Raw genomic sequence first — 24,296 nt, forward strand, 5'->3', positions numbered from 1 at the left:
GAAAAATCAAAACCGGGCGAGGTCGCCGTAAATCCGTTCGATACGTACCCAGGCGTCGGTGGCCTGGGCCAGCGCGGAGAGGTATTGGGTACGCGCCGCAATCAAGGTGCGCTGGGCATCGAGGACTTCCAGGAAGTTGAACTTGCCCATCTCGAAACCACGGGTGGCGCTGTCCACCGCGCTCTGGGCAGCCGGAAGAATCACTTGGTTGAAAGAGCGCACTTCGCTGTTGGCCGTCGACCACAGGTCCAGGGCCTGGCGGGTGTCGGTGCGCAGCCGCAGTTCGGCGGCGTTGCGCAGGTCCCGCGCCTGGTCAGCTCGGCGGCTGGCGGAGAGCACGTTGCCCTGGTTGCGGTTGAACAACGGGATCGGCATCGACACGCCCACCACGTTCACTCGCTCACGCACGCTGGCGTCGTATTGGCTGCCGATGGACACGTCGAGGTTGGGAATGCGCTCGGCTTTTTCCAGGCCCAATGCTGCTTCGCGCTGCTGGATTTGCAGTTCGGCCAGGCGCAGTTCGGCGGTTTGATCCAAGCGCGCCAGCAACTGTGAAGACGCTGGCAACGTCGGCGCCGCCATGGCTTGCGACGCGACGGATTGGAAGTCGGTGCTGGCCGCCCCGGTAATCGCGGCCAGACGGCGGTAGGCGTCAGTCAGGCCCATCTCGGCGCGGCTGAACTCCAGGCGAATCTCCGAGAGTTGCACCTGAGCACGAGTAGCCTCCACTGGCGACGACTTACCTGCCGTGACCCGGCCATTGGCAACCACCAGGCCGCGTTCGGCCAACGCCAGTGAGCGTTGAGCCAGATCAAGACGCTCCTGAGCCCGTAGCGCACCGTAAAAACCTTCGATGACATCGGCCCGCAACACGTTGCGACGCTGCTCCAGTGTCAACGCCGCCGCGTCCTGGGCCCGCGATGCCACATCAATGCGCGCGCCACGCTTGCCACCCAGCTCCAGGGTCTGGGTCAGCTTAATGGTGGTGGTGCGGGAGTTGCGCCGCGTGTCTTCGGCATCGAAAGAGGCGACTGGATTGGGGATCAAGCCGGCCTGTTGTCGACCGCCTTGGGCAATGTCGATTTCCCATTGCGCGGCGGCCAGGTCCGGGTTGTTGGCGAAGGCGGTTTGCAGGGCCGAATCGAGGGTCAACGTCTGGGCTTGAGCGCCTTGAACCGTCGCCGTGCTAAATAACAAAACAGCGGACAAAGCGCCCGCCATCCACAGTAATTTTCTTACGTGAGTTGGCATAACAAGAGTTCCACGCCCATGAAATAGCGGATAAATCCAAGCACGGGCAATGTAACTTTCGTTACTTATCAGAGGGGTGGCCAGAACATTACAAATCCGTTATCAACCGCTCTATTACGGACCTTTGCTTTAAGATCCGGGTCAATCGAAGGCGACCCACACTTTCAGAAAAAGTTAGTTTCCACTTTCACCTTCAACACACTTTCCAACTCAACTTTATCTTCTTCATTAAACCGAGGGACTTTACCCATGCGCATTCTGGTTATCGAAGACGAGCCTAAAACTGCCGACTATTTGCACCAGGGCCTCAGTGAAAGTGGCTACATCGTCGACTGTGCCGCCACCGGCGCCGACGGTTTGCACCTGTCACGCCAGCACGCCTACGACCTGGTGATGCTGGACGTGAACCTGCCGCTGATTGATGGTTGGGATGTGCTCAGGCGCATCCGCCAGAACAGCAGTACCCGGATCATGATGCTGACAGCCCAGGGCCGATTGGCCGACCGGATCAAGGGCCTGGACCTGGGCGCCGACGATTACCTGGTCAAGCCGTTCGAGTTCCCCGAGCTGCTGGCCAGGGTGCGTACCTTGATGCGCCGCAGTGTGCATTCGCCGGTACCTGATGTGTTGCGGGTCGCCGACCTTGAGCTGGATCAGGGCCGCCACCGGGCGTATCGCGGCCTGCAACGCATCGACCTGACCACCAAGGAGTTCGCCCTGCTGCACCTGCTGATGCGCCAGACCGGCGTGGTGCTGTCACGCACGCAAATCATCTCGTTCGTCTGGGACATGAACTTCGATTGCGACACCAACGTGGTGGAGGTGTCGATTCGCCGCCTGCGGGCCAAGATCGATGACCCGTTCGAGCACAAACTTATCCACACCCTGCGCGGTGTCGGTTATGTGCTGGAGGAACGGGAATAGCCGTCAAGCATGCACCTCGTCGTGGTCGTCGTGATGAAAATCTTCACCTTCGACCTGCAACGTGACGTGGGAAATATCGAATTGCTCATGCAGCATTTCCGTCACTTGGGTGAGGATCTGTTGTTCAGTGCCCACGGTGGCATCTGCTACCAAGTGACTGCTCAGCACATTCTTGCCACTGGTCAGCGCCCAGATATGCAGGTCGTGCACGTCCTTGACCCCTGGGATCGCGCGAACGGCTTGCTCTACCTGATCGATATCAACACCGTCAGGCACACCTTGTAGCAGGACGTTCATGCTTTCCTTGAGCAGGGTCCAGGTGCGTGGCAATACCCAGAAGCCAATGGCCGCTGCCACCACCGAATCGACCCAGCCCCAACCGGTGAACATGATCACCACCGCTGCAATGATCACGCCGACGGAGCCAAGCATGTCGCTCCAGACTTCCAGGTACGCCCCTTTGACGTTGAGGCTTTCGCCGCTCGCCGCGCTCAACAGGCGCATGGAAATCAGGTTGACGATCAGCCCCAACACGGCAATTACCAGCATGCCGGTGGACTGAATTTCGGCGGGTGCCTGCAGGCGCTGATACGCCTCATAAAGGATATAGAACGCCACCGCGAACAGCAGCAGCGCGTTAAAAGACGCCGCCAGGATTTCAAAACGGGCGTAGCCAAAGGTGCGCTTGCGGTCGGCTGCACGCTTGGCCACCTGGATCGCCACCAGGGAAATCGCCAGGGCCAGGGTGTCGGTCATCATGTGCGCGGCGTCGGACAACAGCGCCAGGCTGCCGGTGACAAAGGCACCGATGACCTCGGCAATCATGAAGCTGCCGGTCAGCCCCAGGGCCATCCATAACTTGCGTTCGTGTCCGGCGCGTACCTGGGCGTGGCTGTGTCCTGCGCTCATGAAATGTCCTCGTGACTGAATGTGCGATTGATCATAGAGCTATAGGCCAAAACCACCGGCATGGTTTGCAAAATTGTCATCTTCCGGCCAGTTTGACGTTAGTTGGTTGCACCAAAACTGCGCACGGACGCTCTGGCACGGCTCTATCAGGTATGCTTTTCGAGCAGGAAACAAAAAGAAACATATTAGCCAACCTGTTCGATAAGGAGTCCCGTTTTGGAGTTATCGACTGCCGCGTGGATGGTTCACGACACCCGCCTCATGTTCTGCGTCCTGCTGGCCATCGCCAGCATTATTGTGCTGATCAGCGCGACCAAGCTGCCGCCGTTCCTGTCGATCCTGATTGGCACCTTTATCGCGGGCGTCGGTGCCGGGTTGCCGCCTGAAGAGGTGGCAAAGGCGTTCAGCAAAGGCGCCGGGGCGATTCTGGGTGAGGCCGGGATCATCATTGCCCTGGGCTCGATGCTCGGCGCGCTGATGGCCGAATCCGGCGCTGCCGACCGTATCGCCACCACCCTGCTGGGGTTGGGCAAGGGCAAGTCATTGCCTTGGGTGATGGCGCTGGTGGCGATGGTGATTGGCTTGCCGCTGTTCTTTGAAGTGGGCCTGGTGATGATGGTGCCGATCATCTTCGTCATGGCCAAGCGCTCGAACCAGCCGCTGCTGAAAATCGCCATTCCGGCGCTGGCAGGGATGACCACCCTGCACGCGCTGATGCCACCGCATCCTGGGCCGCTGATTGCTGTAGGCGCGCTGCACGCCGACCTGGGCCTGACCATGTTGCTGGGTTTTTGCCTGGCGGTTCCGGCGGTGATCCTGGCCGGCCCGCTCTACGGCAACTGGCTGTCCAAGCGCATGCACGTTGACGAGCCCGCCGACATCGGCGCGCTGTTCAGCGCCCCGCCCAAGGCGCCGCGCCAGCCAAGTTTTGGCGTGTCGCTGCTGATCATCCTGTTGCCGGTGATCCTGATGCTGGGCAGCACCTTGGCCAAGGTCGCCATGCCAGCGGAAAGCACGGTCGCCCTGACCCTGAGATTCCTCGGTGAACCGCTGATTGCCCTGGGCCTGGCGGTGATTGCCGCAGTGATTTGCCTGGGTTGGGCCAGCGGCATGCCACGCGCCGATGTCGGCAACACGCTGCGCAAAGCCCTCGCGCCTATCGCCGTGTTGCTGTTGACCATCGGTGCCGGCGGCGGCTTGAAGCAAACCCTGCTGGACGCCGGCGTCAGCCAGACCATCAGCAAGTTCGCTGAAGGCGCCCACATGCCGTATCTGTTGCTGGCGTGGTTGATCGCCGTGGCCTTGCGCCAGGCCACCGGCTCGGCGACCGTGGCCACCACTACAACGGCGGGCATCCTGGCGCCGATGATGGCGGGGCTGGCGGCGACACAAAGCTCACTGGTGGCCCTGGCGATTGGCGCGGGCTCGGTGTTCTTTTGCCACGTCAACGATGCCGGGTTCTGGATGGTGCGCGAGTACTTTGGCTTGCAGTTGAAGCAAACGATTTGGGTGTGGTCGGTGTTGCAGACCATTGTCTCAGTCGTCGGCCTGGTCGGCACCTTGCTGCTCTGGCACTTTTTGACGTAACGCCCATCAAGCCAGGGTGTGGCGCCTGCCAAAGTGCGCCGCACTCAGCACCCCGACCGCGCCCATCACTACGCAATACCCGACGCATATCCACGGGCTGGTCGGCATCAGCGCGATCAACATCAGCGGTGTGGTACTCGCCCACAACGCGTAGGCAATGTTGTAGGTGAAGGAAATCCCCGATACCCGAATCTGCGCCGGGAACAGGCTGACCATCACCGACGGCACCGCACCCACGACGCCGCAGCTCAAGCCGGCAATCGCATACGCTGCGCCGAGCCAGACGCCGCCCGCGATGAGGCTGGCATACAGGATCGCAATGCCCACCGGCAGTAACAGGCTGTAGACCAGCACCGCGCGCCAGGCGCCGATGCGGTCCACCAGCAAGCCGGCCAGTACACAACCGATGTTCAGGAAGACGATGCCCAACGCGCTCAGGGCGAAGGTGTGGCTGGCACTCATGCCAAAGCTTTTCTGCATCATGGTCGGGGTGATGACCACCAGTACCACCACCGCCGAGGTGAGGACGCAGGTGAGGATCATCGCCGGCAAAAGAGCATGGCGGTGTTCGCGCAAGACGGTACGCAGCGGCAGTTCGGCGTCGGCTTGACGACGGGCCTGCATCGCCAGGAACACTGGGGTTTCGCTGAGCCAGCGCCGCAGCCACACACCGATCACGCCAAACACACCGCCCAACAGGAATGGAAAGCGCCAGGCGTAGTCGAGAATTTCAGCGGGGGTGAACACTTGCGCCAACAACGTTGCCGTCAACGCCCCGAGCAGGTAGCCGAAGGTCAACCCGGCCTGCAGGAACCCCAGGGCATAACCACGGTGATTGGCCGGCGCGTGTTCGGCGACAAACACCCAGGCGCTGGGCACTTCGCCGCCCACTGCTGCGCCCTGGAGGATGCGCAACGCCAGCAGGATCAGCGGCGCGAAATAGCCGATTTGCGCGTAAGTCGGCATGATCCCGATCAGCAGACAGGGCAAGGCCATCATCAGGATGCTCAGGCTGAACACCCGTTTGCGCCCCAGGTGATCGGCGAAATGCGCCATCAGGATTCCGCCCAGCGGCCGTGCCAGGTAGCCGGTGACGAAGATGCCGAAGCTTTGCAGCAGGCGCAGCCACTCGGGCATTTCCGGCGGGAAGAACAGCTGGCTCAAAGTCAGGGCAAAAAATACGAAGATGATGAAATCGTAGATTTCCAGGGCGCCACCAAGGGCGGCCAGGCCCAGGGTTTTGTAGTCGGAGCGGGAGAAACGCTGCGCCTGTGGATAAGAAATGGCAGTCATGGCGAAACTCTGAATATTGAAGAGATAACGGTATGCGGGGGCATGGTCTACGCAAACCCTGGCGCGATCAACCCGGTAAGCGGAGGTTCTTCCAACCGACAATCTCTGGCGGCATACTCGATCACCCTCACGGACGAATGCAGGCCCGCCATGACGACCCCAGTGCAGAGTCAGCAACAAGCCGCCTTTGAAAGCTCGATCAAGGCGCTGCAGGCTGAAGTCGCCAGCATCGGTACCCACCTGAGTATCGATGCCAGCGCACGCCTGGCCTATACCCAGCGCATCAAGCTGATGGCTGATGATTTGCGTATGCAGGTAGCCAGCGGCCGCCTGACCTGGACCCAAGCCGCGTCCCAGGCGCAAGAGGCGCGCAACGCCATCATGGAAATCATTCGCGCGCGCAGCACGCCGGTTGGCCGGGCCATGGCCCAGCAACTGAAGAGTGAGGGCAAGACGCTCAACGAGCTGGTGGCGCGCAAAACCCTGCAACTGCATGGGCCGACGGCGGATTTCAGCCGTTTGTCGGCGTCACAGCAGAACGCGGTGTACGCCGAAATCGTCAAATCGGCTGGCAAGTCCAACCCGCGGGTTACCGCCACGATGCGCAACCTATCCCGCTTCGGACGCGGGCTGATTGTGCTGTCGATCGCTGTTTCGGTTTATAACGTGATGAATGCCGAAGACAAGACCCAGGCGGCGGGCCGGGAGATTGCCGTGACGGGTGCGGGAATTGTCGGCGGCATGGCCTCGGGGGCCTTGGCCGGTTTGGCCTGCGGGCCTGGAGCACCGGTGTGCGTCACTGTCGGCGCCTTTGTCGGTGGAGCATTGGCCGCTTTTGGCATGGACATGCTCTTTTAAGGAGACGCAATGATGCGGTTGGCTTCAGAGGTCAGCATCCGGCATCAGCCCGACGCCGATGAAAACGTGATTCCCACCAGCGAAGTACTGTTGCAGGGCATCGCCAGTGGCACTCTCGTCAGTGGTGCGGTACTGGAAGCCGCCGTGCAATGGCGTAGCTTTTACCTGCTGTTTCTGACGGATGATGTGCCATTTGAAGAAGGCCTCAACATTCATCTGCTCGACAAACGTGGCGCGCTGCAGGACTCGGCGACCCTCGGCGGGGCGTACAGCAGCGGGCATTTTCATGATTTGCTGCTGGGTGATGGCGACACCCTGAGCTTTCGGTTTATCGGCGATACCATCTGGCACCTGGAGCTGTTGCAGCACCCACAGTTTCGCTTACCACTGGTGTCCGAACCCGCTGGCGTCAGTCGTCGGCTGGGGTTTTCCCGGCACTTCATCCTGCGGGGCAATCCCAAGCCTCAGGCCAGTTGAAACGGACTGCCATTTTCTCTCCGGTTTGATTTACTGTGGGCAACTGAACCCAAGGGCCCTCCTGCGGCCCTGCGCCCCACCATAATCATAAAAATCTGGAGTAGCTTCATGGCCGCTGATATCGAAGATAGCCGCTATGCCCGTTTCGCCCTGCGTTGCTCGAACTTCGCCGAGCGCTGGTTTCCTGACTCCTGGGTGTTTGCCGCCCTCGCCGTGATCATTGTCGCCGTGGCGACATTAAGCATGGGCGCCGCGCCGACCGAGGCTGCCAAGGCTTTTGGCGATGGTTTCTGGAGCTTGATTCCGTTCACCATGCAAATGGCCTTCGTGGTGATTGGTGGCTATGTGGTCGCCAGTTCACCGCCTGCGGTCAAGTTGATTGACCGCCTGGCGCGTATCCCGAAAAACGGCCGTTCCGCCGTGGCGTGGGTGGCGTTGATCTCGATGGTCGCCTCGTTGCTCAACTGGGGCTTGTCCCTGGTGTTCGGCGGCCTGTTGGTACGGGCATTGGCTAGGCGCACGGATTTGCGCATGGACTATCGCGCCGCCGGCGCTGCGGCCTATCTGGGTCTCGGTGCGGTCTGGGCCCTGGGGTTATCGTCGTCGGCTGCGCAGTTGCAGGCCAACCCGGCCAGTCTGCCGCCGTCGATCCTGTCGATCACCGGGATGATTCCCTTCACCGACACCATTTTTCTCTGGCAGTCCGGTGTGCTGCTGCTGGCACTGATCGTGGTCTCGCTGATCATCGCCTACGCCACCGCACCGGGGCCGAACAGCGCCCGTGACGCCAAGGCCTGTGGGGTCGATCCGGCCTTCAATCTGCCCAAGCCACAGCCGCCGAGCCGTCCGGGCGAATGGCTGGAACACAGCCCGTTGCTGACGATCCTGCTGGCGTTGCTCGCGGCCGGGTGGCTGTTCCATGAGTTCTCGACCAAGCCGGCGATCAGTGCCATCTCCGGGCTGAACACCTATAACTTCCTGTTCCTGATGGTGGGCGCACTGTTGCACTGGCGCCCGCGCAGCTTCCTCGACGCCGTGGCCCGCGCGGTGCCGACCACCACCGGGGTGCTGATCCAGTTTCCGCTGTATGGCTCGATCGCAGCATTGATGACCGTGGTCAAAGGCGGGGACGGCCAGACCCTGGCTCACCATATCTCGACTTTCTTCACCTCCATCGCGTCCCACGACACCTACGCCCTGCTGATGGGCGTGTACTCGGCGGTGCTCGGTTTCTTTATTCCGTCGGGCGGCGGCAAGTGGATCATCGAAGCGCCTTACGTGATGCAGGTGGCCAATGACCTGCAATATCACCTGGGCTGGGCAGTGCAGATCTACAACGCCGCCGAGGCGCTGCCGAACCTGATCAACCCGTTCTATATGCTGCCGCTGCTCGGAGTGCTGGGGCTCAAAGCACGGGATTTGATTGGCTTTTCGTTCGTGCAATTGTTGGTGCATACGCCGCTGGTGCTGTTTCTGCTGTGGGCCTTGGGAACGACGCTTAAATACCTGCCGCCCGTGATGCCGTAAACGCTTCTGTCACATTGCCCGCTTAAACTTCACAGCGAAGCCCGGCAATGCGTCCTTCACCTTGATCGATTCCCCATCCGATCAAGGCGAGGAACGCGTTGCAGCGCGGCCACGCTGCAACACCCATCAGTCACACACAGAACCCTTACGCCACAAGACCTCGCCTTATTGACTGAAGCGTTTAAGCTTTGCCATATTTCGCCCCTTTTCAACGAAACATCCAGTAATAAATAAATCAAAAATAGCCGCGAGAAGCCTCGGATGACCGACGAAACAGAAGACCAGAACGCCTCCAAAAACACCGCAGGCACCCTCCCCGACTCCAGCCGTCGACGCTTTCTGGGTGGGGTGGCCGTACTCGGCGCGGGGGCGACCCTCAGCGCCTGCGGCGGTGCCGCTGAGCAGCCTTGCACACCGGTGGACCGCGAGCTGTCTCCTGCCGAACTGGACAAGGCCCTGCACGACAACGTGAAAACCGTTGTGGTGATCTACGGCGAAAACCGCAGCTTCAACAACCTGTTTGCGGATTTCCCCGGCGTACAAAGCCCGCTCTCCGCGCTCAAGCCTGCGGACTATCAGCAACAGGATCGCGACGGCAGCTTGCTGGACACCCTGCCCGAGGTATGGGGCGGCGTGACTCAGCTTGGCCCGCAGACCATTGATGGTGTGGTCTACCCCATCGCGACCCAATATCAGGAACACCTGCCCAACGCACCTTTCGCACTGAAAGGTCCGAACGGCGAAGACCTGCCGTTAAGCCTGATCACCCGTGACCTGTGGCACGTGTTCTATCAGAACCAGATGCAGATCAATGGCGGCAAGAACGACCGTTTTGTTGCCTGGGCTGATTCGGGGGCGCTGACATTCGGCTATTACCCGCAAACGCGCTACTCCCTGCGCCTGTGGGATGTCGCCAAGGAGTTCGTACTCTGCGATAACTTTTTCCAGGGTGCCTTTGGTGGCTCGTACCTCAACCATCAATACCTGATCAGCGCTCAAGTGCCGTTTTATCCGGACGCGGCTAACTCGGTGGCCAAGTCGCAGATCGCCATGTTGCAGAGCGACGACCCGACCGACACACGCCTCAAGCCTTTGGACAAATCCCCCGCCAGCGCCATGACTGGCCCACCCCAGTTTGGCCCCAGCGCCCTGACCCCGGATGGCTATGCGGTCAACACCATGGCGCCGCCCTACTGGCCAACCTGGATCCGCGACCCGGAACGCCCGGATTACGCCAAGCCGGACCTGCCCAGCGTGCTGGTGCCACAGTCCCACGAACACATCGGTGACAAGCTGTCGAAGAAGAATGTCGACTGGGCCTGGTACGGCGGCGCCTGGCAGGCAACGATTGACGAGCACAAAGACTCGGTGGCCATTCCGAAAATCCCCAGCTTTCAGTACCACCACCAGCCGTTCAACTACTTCAAGCAGCAAGGCCCGGAAAACCCGGTGGAGCGCAAGAAACGCCTGCGCGACGGTGGCTTGGGCGACGAACCAAGTACCAACCACTTCCTGGCCGACGCCCAAGCGGGCACGCTGCCTGCCGTGTCTTTCTACAAGCCCCAGGGCAACCTGAACATGCACGCCGGTTACGCCGACGTAGCCTCGGGCGACCGGCATATCACGCGCGCCTTGAAGGTGCTGCAGGAAAGCCCGCAGTGGAAGAATATGGTGGTGATCATCACAGTCGACGAAAACGGCGGCTGGTGGGACCACGTTGCACCGCCAAAGGGCGACCGCTGGGGGCCTGGGACACGTATTCCGGCATTGGTTGTTTCACCGTTCGCGCGCAAAGGCACGGTGGACCATACGGTCTACGACACCGCATCGGTCCTGCGCTTGATCACACGGGTATTCCAACTGGAGAAGCTCGATGGCCTCAAGCTGCGGGATGAGTCGATGGTCGCCCGGGGCCAGAAACCCATGGGAGACCTGAGCAACGCGTTGCACTTCAAGGTGTAACCGTTTTTGCCGAATGCCCGGCAAAAAACCGCATTTAGCCACGCGCGTTTCCTGGTCAACCGCTACTGTGTGAGGGTGGGCATTCATCCCGCGCAGACGGGCATTCGCTGACAAGGAACCAAGCATGTTTAAACTGACCAGGTTGTCCTTCACCCTGGCCGCACTCACCTTAAGTGCGGTCGTACAAGCCGATGTCGAGGTACCGCTGGGCACCCCGCAACGGGTCACCCAGTTGTTCGCTTACCCCAACAACTGCAGCGTCATCTGTTTTCGTCCGATGACGTTGGAGCAGACCGTTGAGCACTACCTGAACCAGAGCTTGCAACGTGACGGCTACAGCCGGGCCAAAGTCAGCGTAAAAACCGATCAGGGCAATGTCCTCGCTACATTCAGTGGTGTACCGGACAGCTACGGCCAGCCGTTGACCACGCTGCTGAACACGGCCGACCTCGCCTACCAAGGCGCCAGCAAACTCAACAACGACGGCAAGTGGCAGTTCAACTGGTACTTGTTCCTGCCGTTGGGCATGGCGTTGGAAAACCGCAAAAGCATCGAACTGATGCACTTTCCGCCGGATTACTCCCTGACCCATTTCCAGGACTACCTGGAGTCGGCCACCACCGACCGTTGGGCCACCTTGCTCACCGCCAACGGTATCCCGGCGACCCAGACGCCGGAGTACCAGACCATCATCGATATCGCCCCGATTGCCGCCCCGTCCACGGCCGGCAAGGACCTGGAGGGCGTCTACAGCTACTTCACCGAGTACCAGACGCGGATGGTCAAGGAACTCAGCCAACAGGCCAGCGGCTCATTACCCATGGTGGCGTTTGGCGCGCCGGTGCGCAGCTGGATCAAACAGCAATACGGGCAAACGGTAGGCGTACTGGGCCTGGCACAAATCAGCCCGACTGAAGACAGCAAGGTGGCGGTACTGGGTGCCAACCACCCCAGCTACATCTGGTATGCCGCCAACCCGAACACCTATGACGGCGACGAGCAAAAGGCCGACGAAGCCGGTTTGAAAGTCATGGGCCAGGACTTGAGTGCTGCCTGCTGGCAAGCCGCAATGGGACAGCGACCGGCCAGCGATGCCAACGTGCAACTCAAGGCCTGCATGAACACGTGGCAGGTGACGCGCAAGGAGCAGACCTGCGAACTGTTCTATACCTCGATTCGCGAGCTGACGCCCGAACAGGCAAATGCCAAGTGCGCCACGCCAGGGGTCAAGGCTCAGCTGAAACAATTGAAGGGGGCAGTTCCCGCCCCGTCCATTGGCGCCCCTGCCCTTTAAGGATCGGAGTTGTCTTACGCACCAGTTAGCCAATATCTACTGTCAGATTTGACAGTAGATATTGGCCATCACTTCAGCGAACCTTGAGGCGAACCCATCAGTTGCATGACTGGCATGCCCATTGCTGCCAACAGGTCAGAGCAGCAAAACTCAGGAGAGTGATGAAAACTCAAGCCATGGATAAGGCATCTGCTGCAAGTGACTGCCTTTACCCCTTTGCGGCCCTTCTCGATAAGCCTGGCTATCCGTCGACGCGCGATTTTCAGGTAGTACAGACTCGCTACGGTGCGGGGATCAAATCCAGGACCGCTTTCGACAGCCGTATACGTATTGCCAAAGTGTCCGGCTATGCGCTGGGCGAGCGGCAACTGCACACGCTGCAGATTTCTGCTCGTATCCACCTGCACGACCTGTGGTTCAGCGGCTTGCTGTCGCACTCATGCAACCCAAACGTGTTCCTCGACATCAGCGAGCTTGAGTTGTGGTCGATCCTGCCCATCCCCCGCGGTACGTTACTGACCATGGATTACGCCAGCACTGAAGATGTGTTGTTCCAGCAGTTCGCCTGCCAATGCGGCGAACTCAACTGCCGAGGCTGGATCACCGGCATGAAGGAGACCTTGAATGCCGATGGCCAGCTGTTTATGGAGCAGTGGCGCCAACGCAAACGCCCTTAAACCGCGCCGACCGGGCGCAGACGATATTGCGGCGGCAATTGCTCGAAACCACTGATGGTGGCGTTCAAACTTTTCCAGCGCCCGTCCTTGATCCCGTAGATGCAACCATGGATCGACAGGCTCTGCCCGCGGTGCCAGGCATTTTGCACAATGCTGGTGTGGCCGACGTTGGCCACTTGCTGGATCACGTTCAGCTCACAGAGGCGGTCAACCCGCTCTTCTTCCGTGGGCAATTGCGCAAGCACTTCGCGATGTTCGTAATAGAGGTCACGGATCGAGCGCAACCAACCGTCAATCAGGCCCAACTGGCGGTCCTGCATCGAGGCGCGCACGCCGCCGCAACCATAGTGGCCAGTGACCAGGATGTGTTTGACCTTGAGCACGTCAACGGCGTACTGGATCACCGACAAACAGTTGAGGTCGGTGTGCAGCACCACGTTGGCCACATTGCGGTGCACAAACAGGTCGCCGGGCAGCATACCGACAATCTCGTTGGCCGGTACACGGGCGTCCGAACAGCCGATCCACAGGTATTCCGGGGTTTGCTGGCGGGCGAGCTTGGCGAAGAATTCGGGATCTTCCTGTTTGATCGCATCTGCCCAGCGTTCGTTGTTATCAAGCAGGTCTTGTAGTTCGTTCATCAGGGAAAGCCTCAGGAATGATGCGCAGCTTTGACAGACGACCGCCTGTCGGGGTCACGCCCGGGATGCAGAAAGGCAAACTGTAATTACCTTGAATCTTAGTGGGTAGTGCCTGTCCACACACTATAAGCCCCACAGTATGAGGAAGGGTCATGACTGAATCACGACGTCCCTACGGTGCCCCCCAACCGGAGCCGATTGATGACAACGAGGACCGCATGGGCTCGATGCGGGAGCTGGACTTTGACGAGGAGGAGCCGACGACGGAGATCGGTGATGAAACTCCACGCCGAGAGCGCAAACGCTTGATGCCCGACGAACGGTTTCAAGAGGCCGTCATGACCGAGGACTCAACCGATGATGACATGAGCCCGCAAACCCTGATTCGTGAGGACGGCGCGCGGGATGCTCATGAAGAAGGTGACGATGAACCGGCCGATTGGGACCTGAGTATTGTCGATGAAGATGAAATCGGCGGCGGAAACGGGTGGGATGAAGCGGAGATGGCGGAGCGGGATCCGGTAGACGGCAATCGCTGAGGCACCATCGTCCCGACTATGAAAAACAGCCCCTGTGGGAGCCGGGCTTGCCCGCGATGCAGGCGCTTCGGTCTTTCAGTAACACCGAGCTGATGCTATCGCAGCATAGGTATCTACACATTTTTTGAATCCTGCAAAAACCCTGTAGCCGCTTGCGATGGGCTGCGTAGCGGCCCCTGGGGCGGTCCTGCGGCCCGCATCGCAGCCTCGTGCCTCGGCAGCGGCTACAAAAATCAGGCTCCTGCGCAATGGTGTAGATACCTATGGCTATCGCAGGCAAGCCCGCTCTCACATGAGGTGGTGCGTTTAATCGACGAGGGTGCAGGCCATGACCACCGCATCTTCGCGGCCACCCACGGCGGGGTAATAATCCCGCCGGCGGCCGACCTCGTTGAAGCCGTACCGCTCATACAACCGAAACGCGCCGGTATTGCTGTCACGTACCTCCAAAAAGCATTCCCGCGCGCTGGCCGCATAGGCCCGGGACATCAGGTGCTCCAGCAACTTCAGGCCCAGGCCGCGGCCCTGGTTTTCCGGCTTGACGGTGATGTTCAGCAAATGGGCTTCATCGAGGATGATCTGCACCACCCCGTGTCCCACCTGTTGCTCCCCGTCAAACATCAGCCAGATCTGGTACTTGCCCAGCCCATCGAGAAAAATCCCACGGGTCCAGGGATGGCTGAATGCCGCGTATTCGATTTTCAGTACGGCGTCGAGGTCCGCCTCGGTCATCGGGCGAAAGGATACAGCGTCACTCATCGGTACTTTTCCAACGCGCCATCAGCCGGCGCATGGCTTGCCAGACATCAGCCTTACGCTGTGGCTCTTCCATTAATAATTCCAGGCCCGGCAAGGCCCAGACTGAACCCAGGCCTTCAACCTGCAGTTCGCGGTACCAGGCTTCGGCATCGGCTTCCCCGGCAAAACGCACGGCGGGCAAGCCGATCAGCCATAGGCAAACGCACGGCTCATCTTCCAGACGCGCCGACACAAATCCTTGTACGAAGTCCCGCGCGGCGTCCGGGCCCTGGTCCATCGTGCCGCGCACCAACAGCGGCCAGCGCACCGGCTCGCCGACGATTTGCGGGCTGTCCGGCAGGCCCGCGGCACGCAACATGTCCTTGAGCAACAGATAGGCCGGGTCGCGGGTCTGGAAGCGCTCGCCGGTGGGCAATTCCACCAGCAGCAGGCAACGCCCGGCCCGCAACAGTTGCAGGGCAAAGCGCGGCGGCGGCACGACCGGGGCCTTGACCACCGGTACCGCCTCTTCTGCAGCGGCAGGTTTGGCAAGCGGCGACGGGCGCGGTACTTCAACCTTGACCCGCTCCGAGGGCCGAGTCACGGCTTCCACTGCTGGTTTGACCACAGCCACCGGCACAGCCATTTCCTCACCCGACGCCTCGAAAGCCTCGAACGGTTCAAGGGCTTCCAGCATCTCGGGCCGCGAAGGCGCGGCAAAGGGCAGTTCGGTGCGCGGCAGCCAGTTGACCACCTGCATGGCGGTCAAATAGGCGCGGCGGCGGGACTCGATAAGCAAGGGTCGGCCACTTGTGGATAACTAAAGAAAGGGGATTCTACCGCCCTTCGACGAAGATCGCCCGTAGTTGATCGTTTAAAACATCTCCCGGTCGCGCCCTGACCGGCTGTGGATAAATCTCACCGAGGATGCAGTACAATCGCTGCTTTTAATTGCCAACCAGCCGGCCATTCCCATGATCGAACCCAAGCGCGTCTTGCGCGCCCTCGCCGAACACTGGGCCCTGCTTGAGCCACTGTGCGAACACTTCGACCAAGGCACCCTGAGCCTTGCCGAGCTGCGCGCGCAACTGGCCGCCCAACAACTGGACAGCACACCACAGGACATCACCAGCCTGCTGGACGTGTGGATTCGCCTGGATATCCTGGTGCCTGTCGCCAAGAGCCCGAACCGTTTCGAGCTCAACGCGCAGATCCACGACTTCCTCGCCTATCTTCGCAAGGAGCACCGGCTAGGCCTGTGCCTGGAAATCGAAGCCTACCTGCGCCACCTCGAGCGCCTGGCCGGTTATATCCAGGACGCCTTCGACATCCGTGACGGCCACGACCTGGCCCGGCAACTGCGCTTGCTGGACATGCGCGTGCGCGACGTGCTGAAAAAACTCGCCAACGACGAACAGGCCCTCGCCGCCGTGGCCGACCGGGCCAAGACCAGCGACCGGCAGATCCCGTTGCGCCAGCGTTACGCCGAAGTACTGGCGACCTGGGACGAATACGTCGAACCGATGATTCAACTGGTCAACGCCGACGGCGCCTTCGAACAAGGTGTGCGCAAGGTCGAAAACGTGCTGTTGCGCATGCTCACCGAGCAGCAACGCCTCGGCCACCTGGTGGACGACGACATGCTGCTGCGCACCCATGCGCGCATCCTCGAAATGCAGACCAGCGCCCAACTGACCTTGCGTCACGCCCGCGAACTGCTGCTACCGCTACGTGAAGAGGCGCGCCGTCACAACGCCGTAACCCGTGGCGCCGCGCTGGCCTTGTCGGCCATCCGCCGCAAGGGCCTGGACGCCGTGCCGCAAGCCGCAATGCCGATGTTTACCCGGCCGCAAAGTACCTTTCTTGGCAGTGCCAGCCAGGTCGAGGCTTACGTTTACGCCTTGGCGAACTTCGAGCCTAAACCGGCACGTTTCCCCAAGGCGCACAAATCCCACAAGGGCGAAGCCCCGCGTGCGCCACGCACGGTCAAGGAAATGCTTGAGCGTTGCGAAGACGCCCTGCCGATGCCAGACCTGATGACCTGGCTGCTGGAGCAGGAACCGGACGGCGCGACCGATGAGTTGCTGTACTGGTTCTCGCGCCTGTCGCGGGAAAAGCGCTTCAAGCGTGAACGTCTGGAACGACGGGATTACCACACTCACGAGCACCAGGTCAGCCTGCGCTCCTTCGCCCTGCTCCCGGCCAGCATTGATACGGCCGAGCATTCTGCGAGCACCCCTTATGCATCTTGATCTATCTGAACTGTCCCAGCTGGCGCCGATCTTTCGCGAGCTGTTCAAGGGTTACCACGTCAGCCGCCGCGATCCGGAGCTGTACGCACAGCTGTCGAACTTCCAGGACCAGTACCGCACGCTGTTCAAGGCCCTTGGCTTTGAATTGATATGCGATACCCGGGGGTTCTACTACTTCGTCCCGGACACCGCGGTTGCCGCCGCGCAGGTCAACAAGACCGCCCAGCGCCTGGCGTTGTTCACCTTCATCATCGTTGAACATTTGGCCGACCAGGGTCGCGACCCGATTGCCGTGCTCGACGGCGGCAGCCTGGGCCGCGATGAATTGCCGTCCTTGTTGGAAAAGTACCGCGACCTGTTTATCCAGGCCGAGGTGCAGACCCAGGAAGAGCTGGAAGAAAAAATCATGCGCCGCATGACCCAGCTCGGGTTTGCCAGTGAAGAGAACGGTATCTACCGCTTCCTGCCGCCGATGCATCGCTTCCTTGATGTGTGCCTCTCCGTGCAGCAAGACCGCGACCTGGCGGCCAGCCTGCACAGTGTGTTGCCTTTGCCGGTGCCCGTGCTGATCGACGAAGACAGCGATGAAAAACTGCTGAAAACAGACGATCCCTTGGATTTGAGTGACTTCGCTGAAGAAAGCGAAGAAGACGCCATGGCCCGCGCCATTGCCGAAGAACAGGAGACCGATGCATGAGCAAGGAACGCTACGGCATTCGCCGCTTCGCCCTTTTGAACACCGCCGGTTACAGCCTGGGCTTGTTCCCGCTGGAAGAACCACTGTCGGTGTATGGCGCGAACAACCTCGGTAAATCAGCGTCGATCAACGCCCTGCAGTTCCCGATTCTGGCGCGCATGTCAGACATGAGCTTCGGCAAGTACACCCTGGAGCAATCCCGGCGTTTCTACTTTGCTACCGACACCAGCTACATCCTCGTGGAAGTCGCCCTGCCTCACGGCCCACATGTAATTGGTGTTGTCGGTCGCGGCCCGGGCGGCGGTTTCGGGCACCAGTTCTTTGCCTACGCCGGCAAGCTGGACCTGGCTCATTACCAGAAGAATGACACCTGCCTGCGCCAGAAAGAGTTGTTCACCAACCTTGAGCGCGAAGGCCTGAAAGCCTATGAGCTCAAGCCCGACGAACTGCGCCGTTTGCTGGTGGGCGGGCACACCTCGATCCCGCTGGACCTGACCCTGATTCCGCTGCGCTCCACCAGCGAACAGAGCCTGAAGACCTTCCGTGCGCTGTTTATCAACTTGCTGCACATGCGCGAAATCACTGCGGCCAAGCTCAAACAGTTGTTCCTCGATGCCTTCGAACACAGCCTGCGCTCCGGCAGCGTTGATTACATCGCCGCGTGCGAAGAAGCCTTCCGCGATGTACGACGGATGGAGCAGGACTACAACTCGCTGGTGGCCGCTGGTCCGCTGGTGGAAGCGCTTTCCAACGGTGTGAAACAGCGGGAGATCCTGCGGGGCAAATTGCATCGCCTGTCGCCGTTGCTGGACTCGTTGCTGGGCACCTGGTCGGACTACGCCAGTGCACGCAAGGAAGAACTGACGATTCAGGCCGAGCATTACCGTAACGAGCAAGATGCGCTGCAGAACGATCAGCGCGGCGGCACTCAGGAACTGATGCGCCTGGAGCGGGAAATCAGCGGGATTCAGCGCTGGTTGGGCGAACTGTCGGTGCTCAAGCATCGTTTTGCGCTGGTGGATGAAGTCAAGGTTCTGGAACAGCAACTGCTGGCGGCCAAGGATGCTCACGATGAATTGGCGGGCGCCCTGGCGCAGTCCCGGCAGTTCAGCGCCGAGGATCTGGATGAGCGCCTGCGGGACCTGGAAAAACGCTTGAAGTCCGTCAAGCAGCAACTCGACCACGCTGATAACAACAGCTACGCCAAACTGCGCGAAGAGTTTTCCCAACAGGATGTCGAGCGCCTGATGCGCCTGTTCAACAGTTCGTTGTTCAGCTTGCCGCTGGGTGAACATGGCATCACGCTGGATGAGGACGGCCAGTGGGTCAAATCCCTGGAGCTGATCCTCGATGGCTTCAAGGGCGAACGTTTTGAAGTGCCGGGGCTATCCATCGATATCTCGCACATCGAGCCACCGGCGTTGCAGGCCCTGGCTGACCGCGCGGCATTGCGCGACCAGAAAGAACGTCTGGAAAAAGAACTCAAACAACTGAAAACCCAGCAAGCCGTCGCCTCTGACCGGGCAGCGAGCAAGACCCAGACCGAAGCGCTGTACCAGCAAGTACTGGATGCGCAGAAAGCCCTGGAAGACTTCCGTCGTGCCCAGACGCTGAGTGCGGAGGAAGGCGAGAAGCTGGAAAACCTGGCGCAGATGGAAGCCGCTCAGGACGAGTTGAAGCGCTCCAGCGATGCGTTCACTGAGCGCGTCCAGCAACTGTCGGCCAAGCTGCAGTTGGTGGGCCGGCAGATCGGCGACATGGAAGCCAAGCAACGCACACTCGATGACGCCTTGCGTCGTCGCCAGTTGCTGCCGGCAGACTTGCCGTTCGGTACGCCGTTCATGGACCCGGTCGACGACTCCATGGACAACCTGCTGCCGCTGCTCAATGACTATCAGGACAGTTGGCAGGGTTTGCAGCGCGCTGACGGCCAGATCGACGCGCTGTACGCACAGGTGCGCCTCAAAGGTGTGGCCAAGTTCGACAGCGAAGATGATATGGAGCGCCGCCTCCACTTGCTGATCAACGCGTATGCACACCGTACCGACGAAGCCCTGACCTTGGGCAAGGCACGACGTGCAGCGGTGACCGATATCGCGCGCACCTTGCGCAATATCCGCAGCGACTACGACAGCCTTGAGCACCAGTTGGCATTGTTCAACCGCGAGATCAACAAGCGTCAGGTCTCCAACCTGCAAAGCTTCCGTATCGTGCTGGCGCCGAACAAGGAAGCCCTCAAGCATATCGACCAGATCATCCACAGTGCCGGCCAGTATGAAGAAGGCGAAACCCTGTCGGTGTTCGACCTGAGCCAGAGTGCCGAGCAGGACAACAAGAACGAAGAGGCCAAGGAATACCTGGCACGCCTGGTGGCGGCGAATCATAACCAGTTGGGTCTCAAAGACCTGTTTGAGCTGGCGTTCGAGATCACCAAGGTCAATGGCCAGCCGATCATCCACACTGACATCGATGGTGCCGCGTCCAACGGCACCACCATGACCATCAAGGCACTGACCAACATGTACTTGTTGCTGCACTTGATGGACCGCGACCAGGCCGGTCGTGTGCGTCTGCCGTACTACCTCGACGAGGCTGCAGACATCGACGAGAAGAACCAGGCGGCATTGCTGGAAACCAGTTTGCAACTGGGCTTTGTGCCGATCCTGGCCAGTGTGAAGCCGCAGGTTTCCGCCCAGGTGGCGATTGACCTGGAAGGCGGCAGCGGGCCAAACGGGATCTACATTGATGAGGCGGACTGGAAGTACATTCGCCGGCATGATGTGGTGAAGGCGACCGTTAACGTGCAGGCAGATGAGCCGGAGCTGGATGAAGTCTGATCGGCTGCACTGAAACGCAAAAGGCCGCGATCCATTGGATCGCGGCCTTTTTTGTGGAGTTGTGTAGCGTTTTTCAGGGCCTCTTCGCGAGCAAGCCCGCTCCCACATTTTGAATGTTTTCACAGAGAAAAGTGTGGGAGCGGGCTTGCTCGCGAAGGCCGCGCCTCGGTCTATTTGCCGAGCGGGATTTTGGGTGCCCAGGTCAGCCACTCTTCCTCGAACTGGTCGAACAACGGGAACGTCTGCTCAGCACGGGCCGGGTTGCCCATGCGCTCACCGTCCGGAGTCGCAAAGGCGATGCCGCCCTGGATCAAGGTCTCCAGGGACTCGGTGCGCACCGTCGCGCCCTTGAACAGGCCGAAGTCGACACCAAAGCCGCTGGTGTTCCAGAAACGGCTGCCACTGCGAACCAACGGTGCGTACTTGGGTTCGATCAGCACATGGACCAACACCCGATCCGCAGTTTGGCCTAGCTCGTAACCGGTGACCTTGCCCACCGTGACTTCACGGTAGGTCACCGGTACCCCGATTTTCAGCGAGCCACGACGGGCGGCGCTGAGTACCAGGCTCAAACCGGCTTCCTGCACATTGGTCTCAGGCGGTTGCGCCAAGGCCACGAAGTCTTTTTGCGGCCCGCTACTTTTCACGGCGGGCTGGACCTCGATGTATTGGCCGGTGACCAGGGTTTCCAGGTTGGAGGTTTTCATTATCCCCAACTCTGGCTTAACCACCCAGAACTGGCTACCGATGCGGGCAATGCGCTCCGGCACTTCGGTGATCCGTGCTCTGAGCAGCACCGACTGCATATCGGCACTGAGGTCGACGCTCTCGATCTTGCCCACATCCAGGCCCTTGAAACGAACCGGGGTGCCCATGCTTAAACCGTCGGCGCGATCGACCTTGATGGTCACCAGGGTGCCTAGCTTGTGGGCGGCTTCACGGTCAGGGAACAAGCGGAACCGTGGGATACGCTTTTTCAGCGGCACGTTCGGCTCAGGGGTTTCGAAGGCGATACCACCCGCCATCAGGCTTTGCAGGGATTCACTCTTCACCTGGATGCCGCCGGTAAGACCGCCAGTGAGCGTCACGCCGCTGGCATTCCAGAAGCGGGTCGAACCATTAACCAGGCCTTCGTACTCTTTCTCGATGTGAACGCCGATCACCAGTTGCTTGTTCTTGCGGGAGAACTGATAGCTTTGCACCGAGCCGACCTTGACCTGTTTGTAGAGAATCGGGCTGCCGACCTCCAGCGAACCAAGGCTCTCGGTGAGCAGCACCATGTGCAGGCCGGGGGAACGCAGGTCCAGCGGTGGCGCCTTGGCTCGTGCGACGAATTCCCGTTGCGGGGCGCTGCCCTTGTCACCCGGACGGATGGCAATGTAGTTGCCTTTAACCAGCGCTTCGAGACCGGTGATACCGGCCAGGGAGATCGAGGGTTTGACCACCCAGAACTGAGTGTCCTGGACCAAGTAATCTTCGGCCAATGGATCCAGGGTCAACTCGGCATTGGCGTTGGAGAGGTCGGAGGCGACCTTCAATGTTTTCAGGCTACCGACCTGGATGCCCTTGTACATGACGGGTGTACGACCAGCCTGTAACCCTTCGAAGTCGCTGAGTTGGACCTTGACCCGGATGCCTGCGGCGGCGGCGTCGAAGTCTTCGTACAGACGGAACGGCAGGCTCGGATCGGTGGGAGGACTGTCCTTGCGGTTCTCCGGCGTAGCAAAGGCGATACCGCCGGCGACGATGCTGGAGAGGGATTCGCTGCGCACTTTTACGCCGGAGAGGTTAGCGTCGATGCTGATGCCGCTGGCATTCCAGAAGCGCGTATGTTTTCGCACCAGGTTGGCGTAAGTCGGTTCGATGTAGACCTTGATTTCGACGGTGGTCTGATCTTCGGAGAGCAGGTAGCTTTTGACCTGGCCTACCTGGATCTGTTTGTAGAACACTGGGCTGCCACGGTTCAGGGAGCCGAGCCGTTCGGCCTTGAGGGTCAGGTGCAGGCCCGGCTTGGCATCGGATAATGGAGGCTCTTCGGAGAGCGCCTTGAATTTGCGCGTTGGCTCGCCGTCACCAGGATTGGCCGCGATGTAGTTGCCTGAAACCAGAGTTTCAAGGCCGGTGATTCCCGCCAGGCTGACGCTGGGCTTGACCAGCCAGAAACGGGTGTTGGTCTTGAGGTATTGCTCGACGTCCTTGTTCATCTCGATGGTAGCAATCACCCCGCGATTATTGCCTTCATCATCCAACGCCAGGGTTTTGACCTTGCCCACGGACATGCCTTTGTAGACCACTTCGGTCTTGTTGGCCTGGATGCCTTCCCCGCTTTCAAAACGGACCTGGATCTCGATGCCTTGCTGATTATAGGCGCGCCATCCCAGCCAACCACCGATGATCAGAGCAATCAAAGGCAACACCCAAATGGCCGACCAGTTGGAAGCTGGGCGGGTTTTAGCCTTAGGCAATTCATTCATCGTCGTCGTCCGACTCCGTGTTATCCCAAATCAGTCGGGGATCGAAAGTTACTGCGGCAAGCATCGTCAGAATCACCACACTGGCGAAAGCCACGGCCCCGAGATTGGCCTCGACGCTGGCAAATCGCCCAAAGTTTACGACCGCCACCAGGATGGCAATCACGAAGATATCCAGCATGGACCAGCGGCCGATGAACTCGATAAAACGGTACATGATAATGCGTTGTTGCGCGGAAAGTGGCTGGCGGCGTTGCACCGAGAACAGCAGTAGGCCAATGCCTATCAGCTTGAAGGTCGGCACCAGAATACTGGCGATGAACACGACTGCTGCAATGGGGTACATGCCGTGTTGAGCCAGCTGAATCACCCCGGACATGATGGTACTGGGGTCACCTTGACCCAGGGAGCTGGCGGTCATTATCGGCAACAAGTTGGCAGGGACGTACAGAATGGCGGCGGTGATCAGCAACGCCCAGGTACGCATCAAGCTGTTTGGGCGACGTGCATGGACCAGAGCACCGCAACGGGTACACGTTTGCTCATCGGCGTCCGGGTCTTGCTTGTTCAGTTCGTGACACTCAGTGCAGATCAGGATCCCTGCATCAATCGCCCGCATGAGCATCCTCTCCTGACAATGCTCCCCATATCTGGTGAGGTGACATCACCACCTCCAGCAAGACCTGAACCATTAATAGACTGATAAAACAGGCCAAGCCCAAGCCTACGTTGATGGAAGCCATGTCCGACAGCTTTACGATCGCGACCAGGACGCCCATCAAATAGACCTCAAGCATCCCCCAATCCCGCAGGTGGTGATAAATGCGGTACAGCAACAAACCGTAGCTGCGGCCAATGTTCCAGCGGATGCTCAGCAGCACGGCCAGTTGGCACAGCAATTTGAGCAGGGGAATACCCATGCTGCAGAGGAAGACCACTGCGGCAACGCCTTCCATGCCAGTATCAAACAGACCGACAACGCCACTCCACACAGTATCCTGAGAGGACTGCCCGAGTAGATTGAGCTCCATGATGGGTAAAAAGTTCGCGGGGACGTACAACAACAACGCAGCGAGTACCAAGGCCAGGCTGCGTTCAACCACATTGTGGCGGTGAGCATACAGCTCATAACCGCAGCGCTGGCATTGGGCCTTCTCACCGCGAGCAAGCGTTGGCTTGCGCATCAGCAAATCGCACTCATGGCATGCCACCAAGTCTTCCAGCGGTAAATCTGACACCGCGAGGGCATCAACCGGATCGGGCATATCGGACTCAGACTCTAAAAAGGTTAGGCGCCTATTCTAGTGTTCTGACTCAGAAATAACTGTGCAAAATTGTCGGACTGTTAGGAGCTGTTCTTGG

General features: G+C 60.0%; 21 protein-coding genes. 12 read left to right on the top strand and 9 right to left on the bottom strand.

All coding sequences use genetic code 11. The features are described 5' to 3' along the window. Positions 1-6: 6 nt before the first annotated feature. Positions 7-1,221 carry a TolC family protein gene (locus GNF76_RS04115; RefSeq protein ID WP_246211865.1) on the bottom strand — a complete coding sequence of 405 codons (1,215 nt, stop codon included), beginning with the start codon at positions 1,219-1,221 and terminating at the stop codon, positions 7-9. Positions 1,222-1,500: 279 nt separating this feature from the next. On the opposite strand from GNF76_RS04115, the gene GNF76_RS04120 reads away from it, so the two are divergent. Next, on the top strand, positions 1,501-2,175 hold the full coding sequence (locus GNF76_RS04120) for a heavy metal response regulator transcription factor (RefSeq protein ID WP_155581892.1): 675 nt from the start codon (positions 1,501-1,503) through the stop codon (positions 2,173-2,175). Positions 2,176-2,178: 3 nt separating this feature from the next. Here GNF76_RS04120 and GNF76_RS04125 read toward each other — a convergent pair whose 3' ends face one another. After that, positions 2,179-3,084 (bottom strand): cation diffusion facilitator family transporter, encoded by a 906-nt coding sequence (locus tag GNF76_RS04125; RefSeq protein ID WP_155581893.1) that lies wholly within the window; start codon positions 3,082-3,084, stop codon positions 2,179-2,181. Between the two features lie 216 nt (positions 3,085-3,300). Here GNF76_RS04125 and GNF76_RS04130 point away from each other — a divergent pair, with 216 nt between their 5' ends. Then, on the top strand, positions 3,301-4,671 hold the full coding sequence (locus GNF76_RS04130; protein ID WP_155581894.1) for a GntT/GntP/DsdX family permease: 1,371 nt from the start codon (positions 3,301-3,303) through the stop codon (positions 4,669-4,671). 6 nt (positions 4,672-4,677) lie between these two features. On the opposite strand, the gene GNF76_RS04135 is transcribed toward GNF76_RS04130, so the two are convergent. Then, positions 4,678-5,964: an MFS transporter gene (locus GNF76_RS04135; RefSeq protein ID WP_155581895.1), complete on the bottom strand. Its 1,287-nt coding sequence runs from the start codon at positions 5,962-5,964 to the stop codon at positions 4,678-4,680. Positions 5,965-6,114: 150 nt separating this feature from the next. Here GNF76_RS04135 and GNF76_RS04140 point away from each other — a divergent pair, with 150 nt between their 5' ends. The 6 genes from GNF76_RS04140 to GNF76_RS04165 all read left to right on the top strand — a co-directional run bounded on the left by GNF76_RS04140 (position 6,115) and on the right by GNF76_RS04165 (position 12,759). Beyond that, positions 6,115-6,822 carry a hypothetical protein gene (locus GNF76_RS04140; RefSeq protein ID WP_155581896.1) on the top strand — a complete coding sequence of 236 codons (708 nt, stop codon included), beginning with the start codon at positions 6,115-6,117 and terminating at the stop codon, positions 6,820-6,822. 12 nt (positions 6,823-6,834) lie between these two features. Beyond that, positions 6,835-7,299, top strand: a complete 465-nt coding sequence (locus tag GNF76_RS04145) for a hypothetical protein (RefSeq protein WP_218585279.1) — start codon at positions 6,835-6,837, stop codon at positions 7,297-7,299. A 108-nt stretch (positions 7,300-7,407) separates the two neighbouring features. Beyond that, positions 7,408-8,826: a short-chain fatty acid transporter gene (locus GNF76_RS04150; protein WP_155581898.1), complete on the top strand. Its 1,419-nt coding sequence runs from the start codon at positions 7,408-7,410 to the stop codon at positions 8,824-8,826. A 261-nt stretch (positions 8,827-9,087) separates the two neighbouring features. Next, positions 9,088-10,788: an acid phosphatase gene (locus GNF76_RS04155; RefSeq protein ID WP_155581899.1), complete on the top strand. Its 1,701-nt coding sequence runs from the start codon at positions 9,088-9,090 to the stop codon at positions 10,786-10,788. 124 nt (positions 10,789-10,912) lie between these two features. Further along, positions 10,913-12,082 (top strand): hypothetical protein, encoded by a 1,170-nt coding sequence (locus GNF76_RS04160; RefSeq protein ID WP_155581900.1) that lies wholly within the window; start codon positions 10,913-10,915, stop codon positions 12,080-12,082. Between the two features lie 161 nt (positions 12,083-12,243). Next, positions 12,244-12,759, top strand: coding sequence for an SET domain-containing protein (locus GNF76_RS04165; RefSeq protein WP_155581901.1), 516 nt, complete (start codon positions 12,244-12,246; stop codon positions 12,757-12,759). Here the strand turns inward: GNF76_RS04165 and can are convergent. Continuing rightward, on the bottom strand, positions 12,756-13,400 hold the full coding sequence (can, locus tag GNF76_RS04170; protein ID WP_155581902.1) for a carbonate dehydratase: 645 nt from the start codon (positions 13,398-13,400) through the stop codon (positions 12,756-12,758). The genes GNF76_RS04165 and can overlap by 4 nt on opposite strands. A 152-nt stretch (positions 13,401-13,552) precedes the next feature. On the opposite strand from can, the gene GNF76_RS04175 reads away from it, so the two are divergent. After that, positions 13,553-13,939, top strand: coding sequence for a serine kinase/phosphatase (locus tag GNF76_RS04175; RefSeq protein WP_155581903.1), 387 nt, complete (start codon positions 13,553-13,555; stop codon positions 13,937-13,939). 306 nt (positions 13,940-14,245) lie between these two features. Here the strand turns inward: GNF76_RS04175 and rimI are convergent, their stop codons facing one another. Both rimI and GNF76_RS04185 read right to left on the bottom strand, forming a co-directional pair. Beyond that, the gene (gene rimI / locus GNF76_RS04180) at positions 14,246-14,698 is read right to left on the bottom strand and encodes a ribosomal protein S18-alanine N-acetyltransferase (protein WP_155581904.1); all 453 of its coding nucleotides are present in this window, start codon (positions 14,696-14,698) and stop codon (positions 14,246-14,248) included. Then, positions 14,691-15,437, bottom strand: a complete 747-nt coding sequence (locus GNF76_RS04185) for an energy transducer TonB (protein ID WP_155581928.1) — start codon at positions 15,435-15,437, stop codon at positions 14,691-14,693. The genes rimI and GNF76_RS04185 overlap by 8 nt, the downstream gene beginning before the upstream one ends. A 214-nt stretch (positions 15,438-15,651) precedes the next feature. Here GNF76_RS04185 and mksB point away from each other — a divergent pair, with 214 nt between their 5' ends. Genes mksB through mksF form a run of 3 tightly spaced genes read left to right on the top strand, consistent with a single transcriptional unit; the run spans position 15,652 to position 20,463 of the window. After that, entirely contained in the window at positions 15,652-16,929 is a 1,278-nt protein-coding gene (gene mksB, locus GNF76_RS04190) for an Mks condensin complex protein MksB (RefSeq protein ID WP_155581905.1), read from the top strand. Next, entirely contained in the window at positions 16,919-17,626 is a 708-nt protein-coding gene (gene mksE / locus GNF76_RS04195) for an Mks condensin complex protein MksE (RefSeq protein WP_155581906.1), read from the top strand. Before mksB ends, mksE begins: the two co-directional genes overlap by 11 nt. Further along, a complete protein-coding gene (mksF, locus tag GNF76_RS04200) occupies positions 17,623-20,463 on the top strand; it encodes an Mks condensin complex protein MksF (RefSeq protein ID WP_155581907.1) in 2,841 nt (946 codons plus the stop codon). The genes mksE and mksF overlap by 4 nt, the downstream gene beginning before the upstream one ends. A gap of 170 nt (positions 20,464-20,633) precedes the next feature. Here the strand turns inward: mksF and GNF76_RS04205 are convergent, their stop codons facing one another. Genes GNF76_RS04205 through GNF76_RS04215 form a run of 3 tightly spaced genes read right to left on the bottom strand, consistent with a single transcriptional unit; the run spans position 20,634 to position 24,199 of the window. Continuing rightward, positions 20,634-22,937, bottom strand: coding sequence for a PqiB family protein (locus GNF76_RS04205; RefSeq protein WP_155581908.1), 2,304 nt, complete (start codon positions 22,935-22,937; stop codon positions 20,634-20,636). Further along, positions 22,930-23,553, bottom strand: a complete 624-nt coding sequence (locus GNF76_RS04210; RefSeq protein WP_155581909.1) for a paraquat-inducible protein A — start codon at positions 23,551-23,553, stop codon at positions 22,930-22,932. Before GNF76_RS04210 ends, GNF76_RS04205 begins: the two co-directional genes overlap by 8 nt. Beyond that, positions 23,540-24,199, bottom strand: a complete 660-nt coding sequence (locus GNF76_RS04215) for a paraquat-inducible protein A (protein ID WP_155581910.1) — start codon at positions 24,197-24,199, stop codon at positions 23,540-23,542. The genes GNF76_RS04210 and GNF76_RS04215 overlap by 14 nt, the downstream gene beginning before the upstream one ends. Between the last annotated feature and the right edge of the window lie 97 nt (positions 24,200-24,296).

It is taken from the genome of Pseudomonas spelaei (genome assembly GCF_009724245.1).
In the GTDB taxonomy this organism is placed as follows: Bacteria; Pseudomonadota; Gammaproteobacteria; order Pseudomonadales; family Pseudomonadaceae; genus Aquipseudomonas; species Aquipseudomonas spelaei.

Bases quoted from the DNA above. Each gene is read 5' to 3' on its own strand.
- mksE (WP_155581906.1), top strand. From the start codon at position 16,919: ATGCATCTTGATCTATCTGAACTGTCCCAGCTGGCGCCGATCTTTCGC.
- GNF76_RS04205 (WP_155581908.1), bottom strand. From the start codon at position 22,937: ATGAATGAATTGCCTAAGGCTAAAACCCGCCCAGCTTCCAACTGGTCG.
- GNF76_RS04115 (WP_246211865.1), bottom strand. From the start codon at position 1,221: ATGGCGGGCGCTTTGTCCGCTGTTTTGTTATTTAGCACGGCGACGGTT.
- GNF76_RS04155 (WP_155581899.1), top strand. From the start codon at position 9,088: ATGACCGACGAAACAGAAGACCAGAACGCCTCCAAAAACACCGCAGGC.
- mksF (WP_155581907.1), top strand. From the start codon at position 17,623: ATGAGCAAGGAACGCTACGGCATTCGCCGCTTCGCCCTTTTGAACACC.
- can (WP_155581902.1), bottom strand. From the start codon at position 13,400: ATGAACGAACTACAAGACCTGCTTGATAACAACGAACGCTGGGCAGAT.
- GNF76_RS04210 (WP_155581909.1), bottom strand. From the start codon at position 23,553: ATGCGGGCGATTGATGCAGGGATCCTGATCTGCACTGAGTGTCACGAA.
- mksB (WP_155581905.1), top strand. From the start codon at position 15,652: ATGATCGAACCCAAGCGCGTCTTGCGCGCCCTCGCCGAACACTGGGCC.
- GNF76_RS04140 (WP_155581896.1), top strand. From the start codon at position 6,115: ATGACGACCCCAGTGCAGAGTCAGCAACAAGCCGCCTTTGAAAGCTCG.
- GNF76_RS04185 (WP_155581928.1), bottom strand. From the start codon at position 15,437: ATGCAGGTGGTCAACTGGCTGCCGCGCACCGAACTGCCCTTTGCCGCG.
- GNF76_RS04175 (WP_155581903.1), top strand. From the start codon at position 13,553: ATGACTGAATCACGACGTCCCTACGGTGCCCCCCAACCGGAGCCGATT.
- GNF76_RS04160 (WP_155581900.1), top strand. From the start codon at position 10,913: ATGTTTAAACTGACCAGGTTGTCCTTCACCCTGGCCGCACTCACCTTA.
- GNF76_RS04150 (WP_155581898.1), top strand. From the start codon at position 7,408: ATGGCCGCTGATATCGAAGATAGCCGCTATGCCCGTTTCGCCCTGCGT.
- GNF76_RS04215 (WP_155581910.1), bottom strand. From the start codon at position 24,199: ATGCCCGATCCGGTTGATGCCCTCGCGGTGTCAGATTTACCGCTGGAA.
- GNF76_RS04125 (WP_155581893.1), bottom strand. From the start codon at position 3,084: ATGAGCGCAGGACACAGCCACGCCCAGGTACGCGCCGGACACGAACGC.
- GNF76_RS04135 (WP_155581895.1), bottom strand. From the start codon at position 5,964: ATGACTGCCATTTCTTATCCACAGGCGCAGCGTTTCTCCCGCTCCGAC.
- rimI (WP_155581904.1), bottom strand. From the start codon at position 14,698: ATGAGTGACGCTGTATCCTTTCGCCCGATGACCGAGGCGGACCTCGAC.
- GNF76_RS04120 (WP_155581892.1), top strand. From the start codon at position 1,501: ATGCGCATTCTGGTTATCGAAGACGAGCCTAAAACTGCCGACTATTTG.
- GNF76_RS04145 (WP_218585279.1), top strand. From the start codon at position 6,835: ATGCGGTTGGCTTCAGAGGTCAGCATCCGGCATCAGCCCGACGCCGAT.
- GNF76_RS04165 (WP_155581901.1), top strand. From the start codon at position 12,244: ATGAAAACTCAAGCCATGGATAAGGCATCTGCTGCAAGTGACTGCCTT.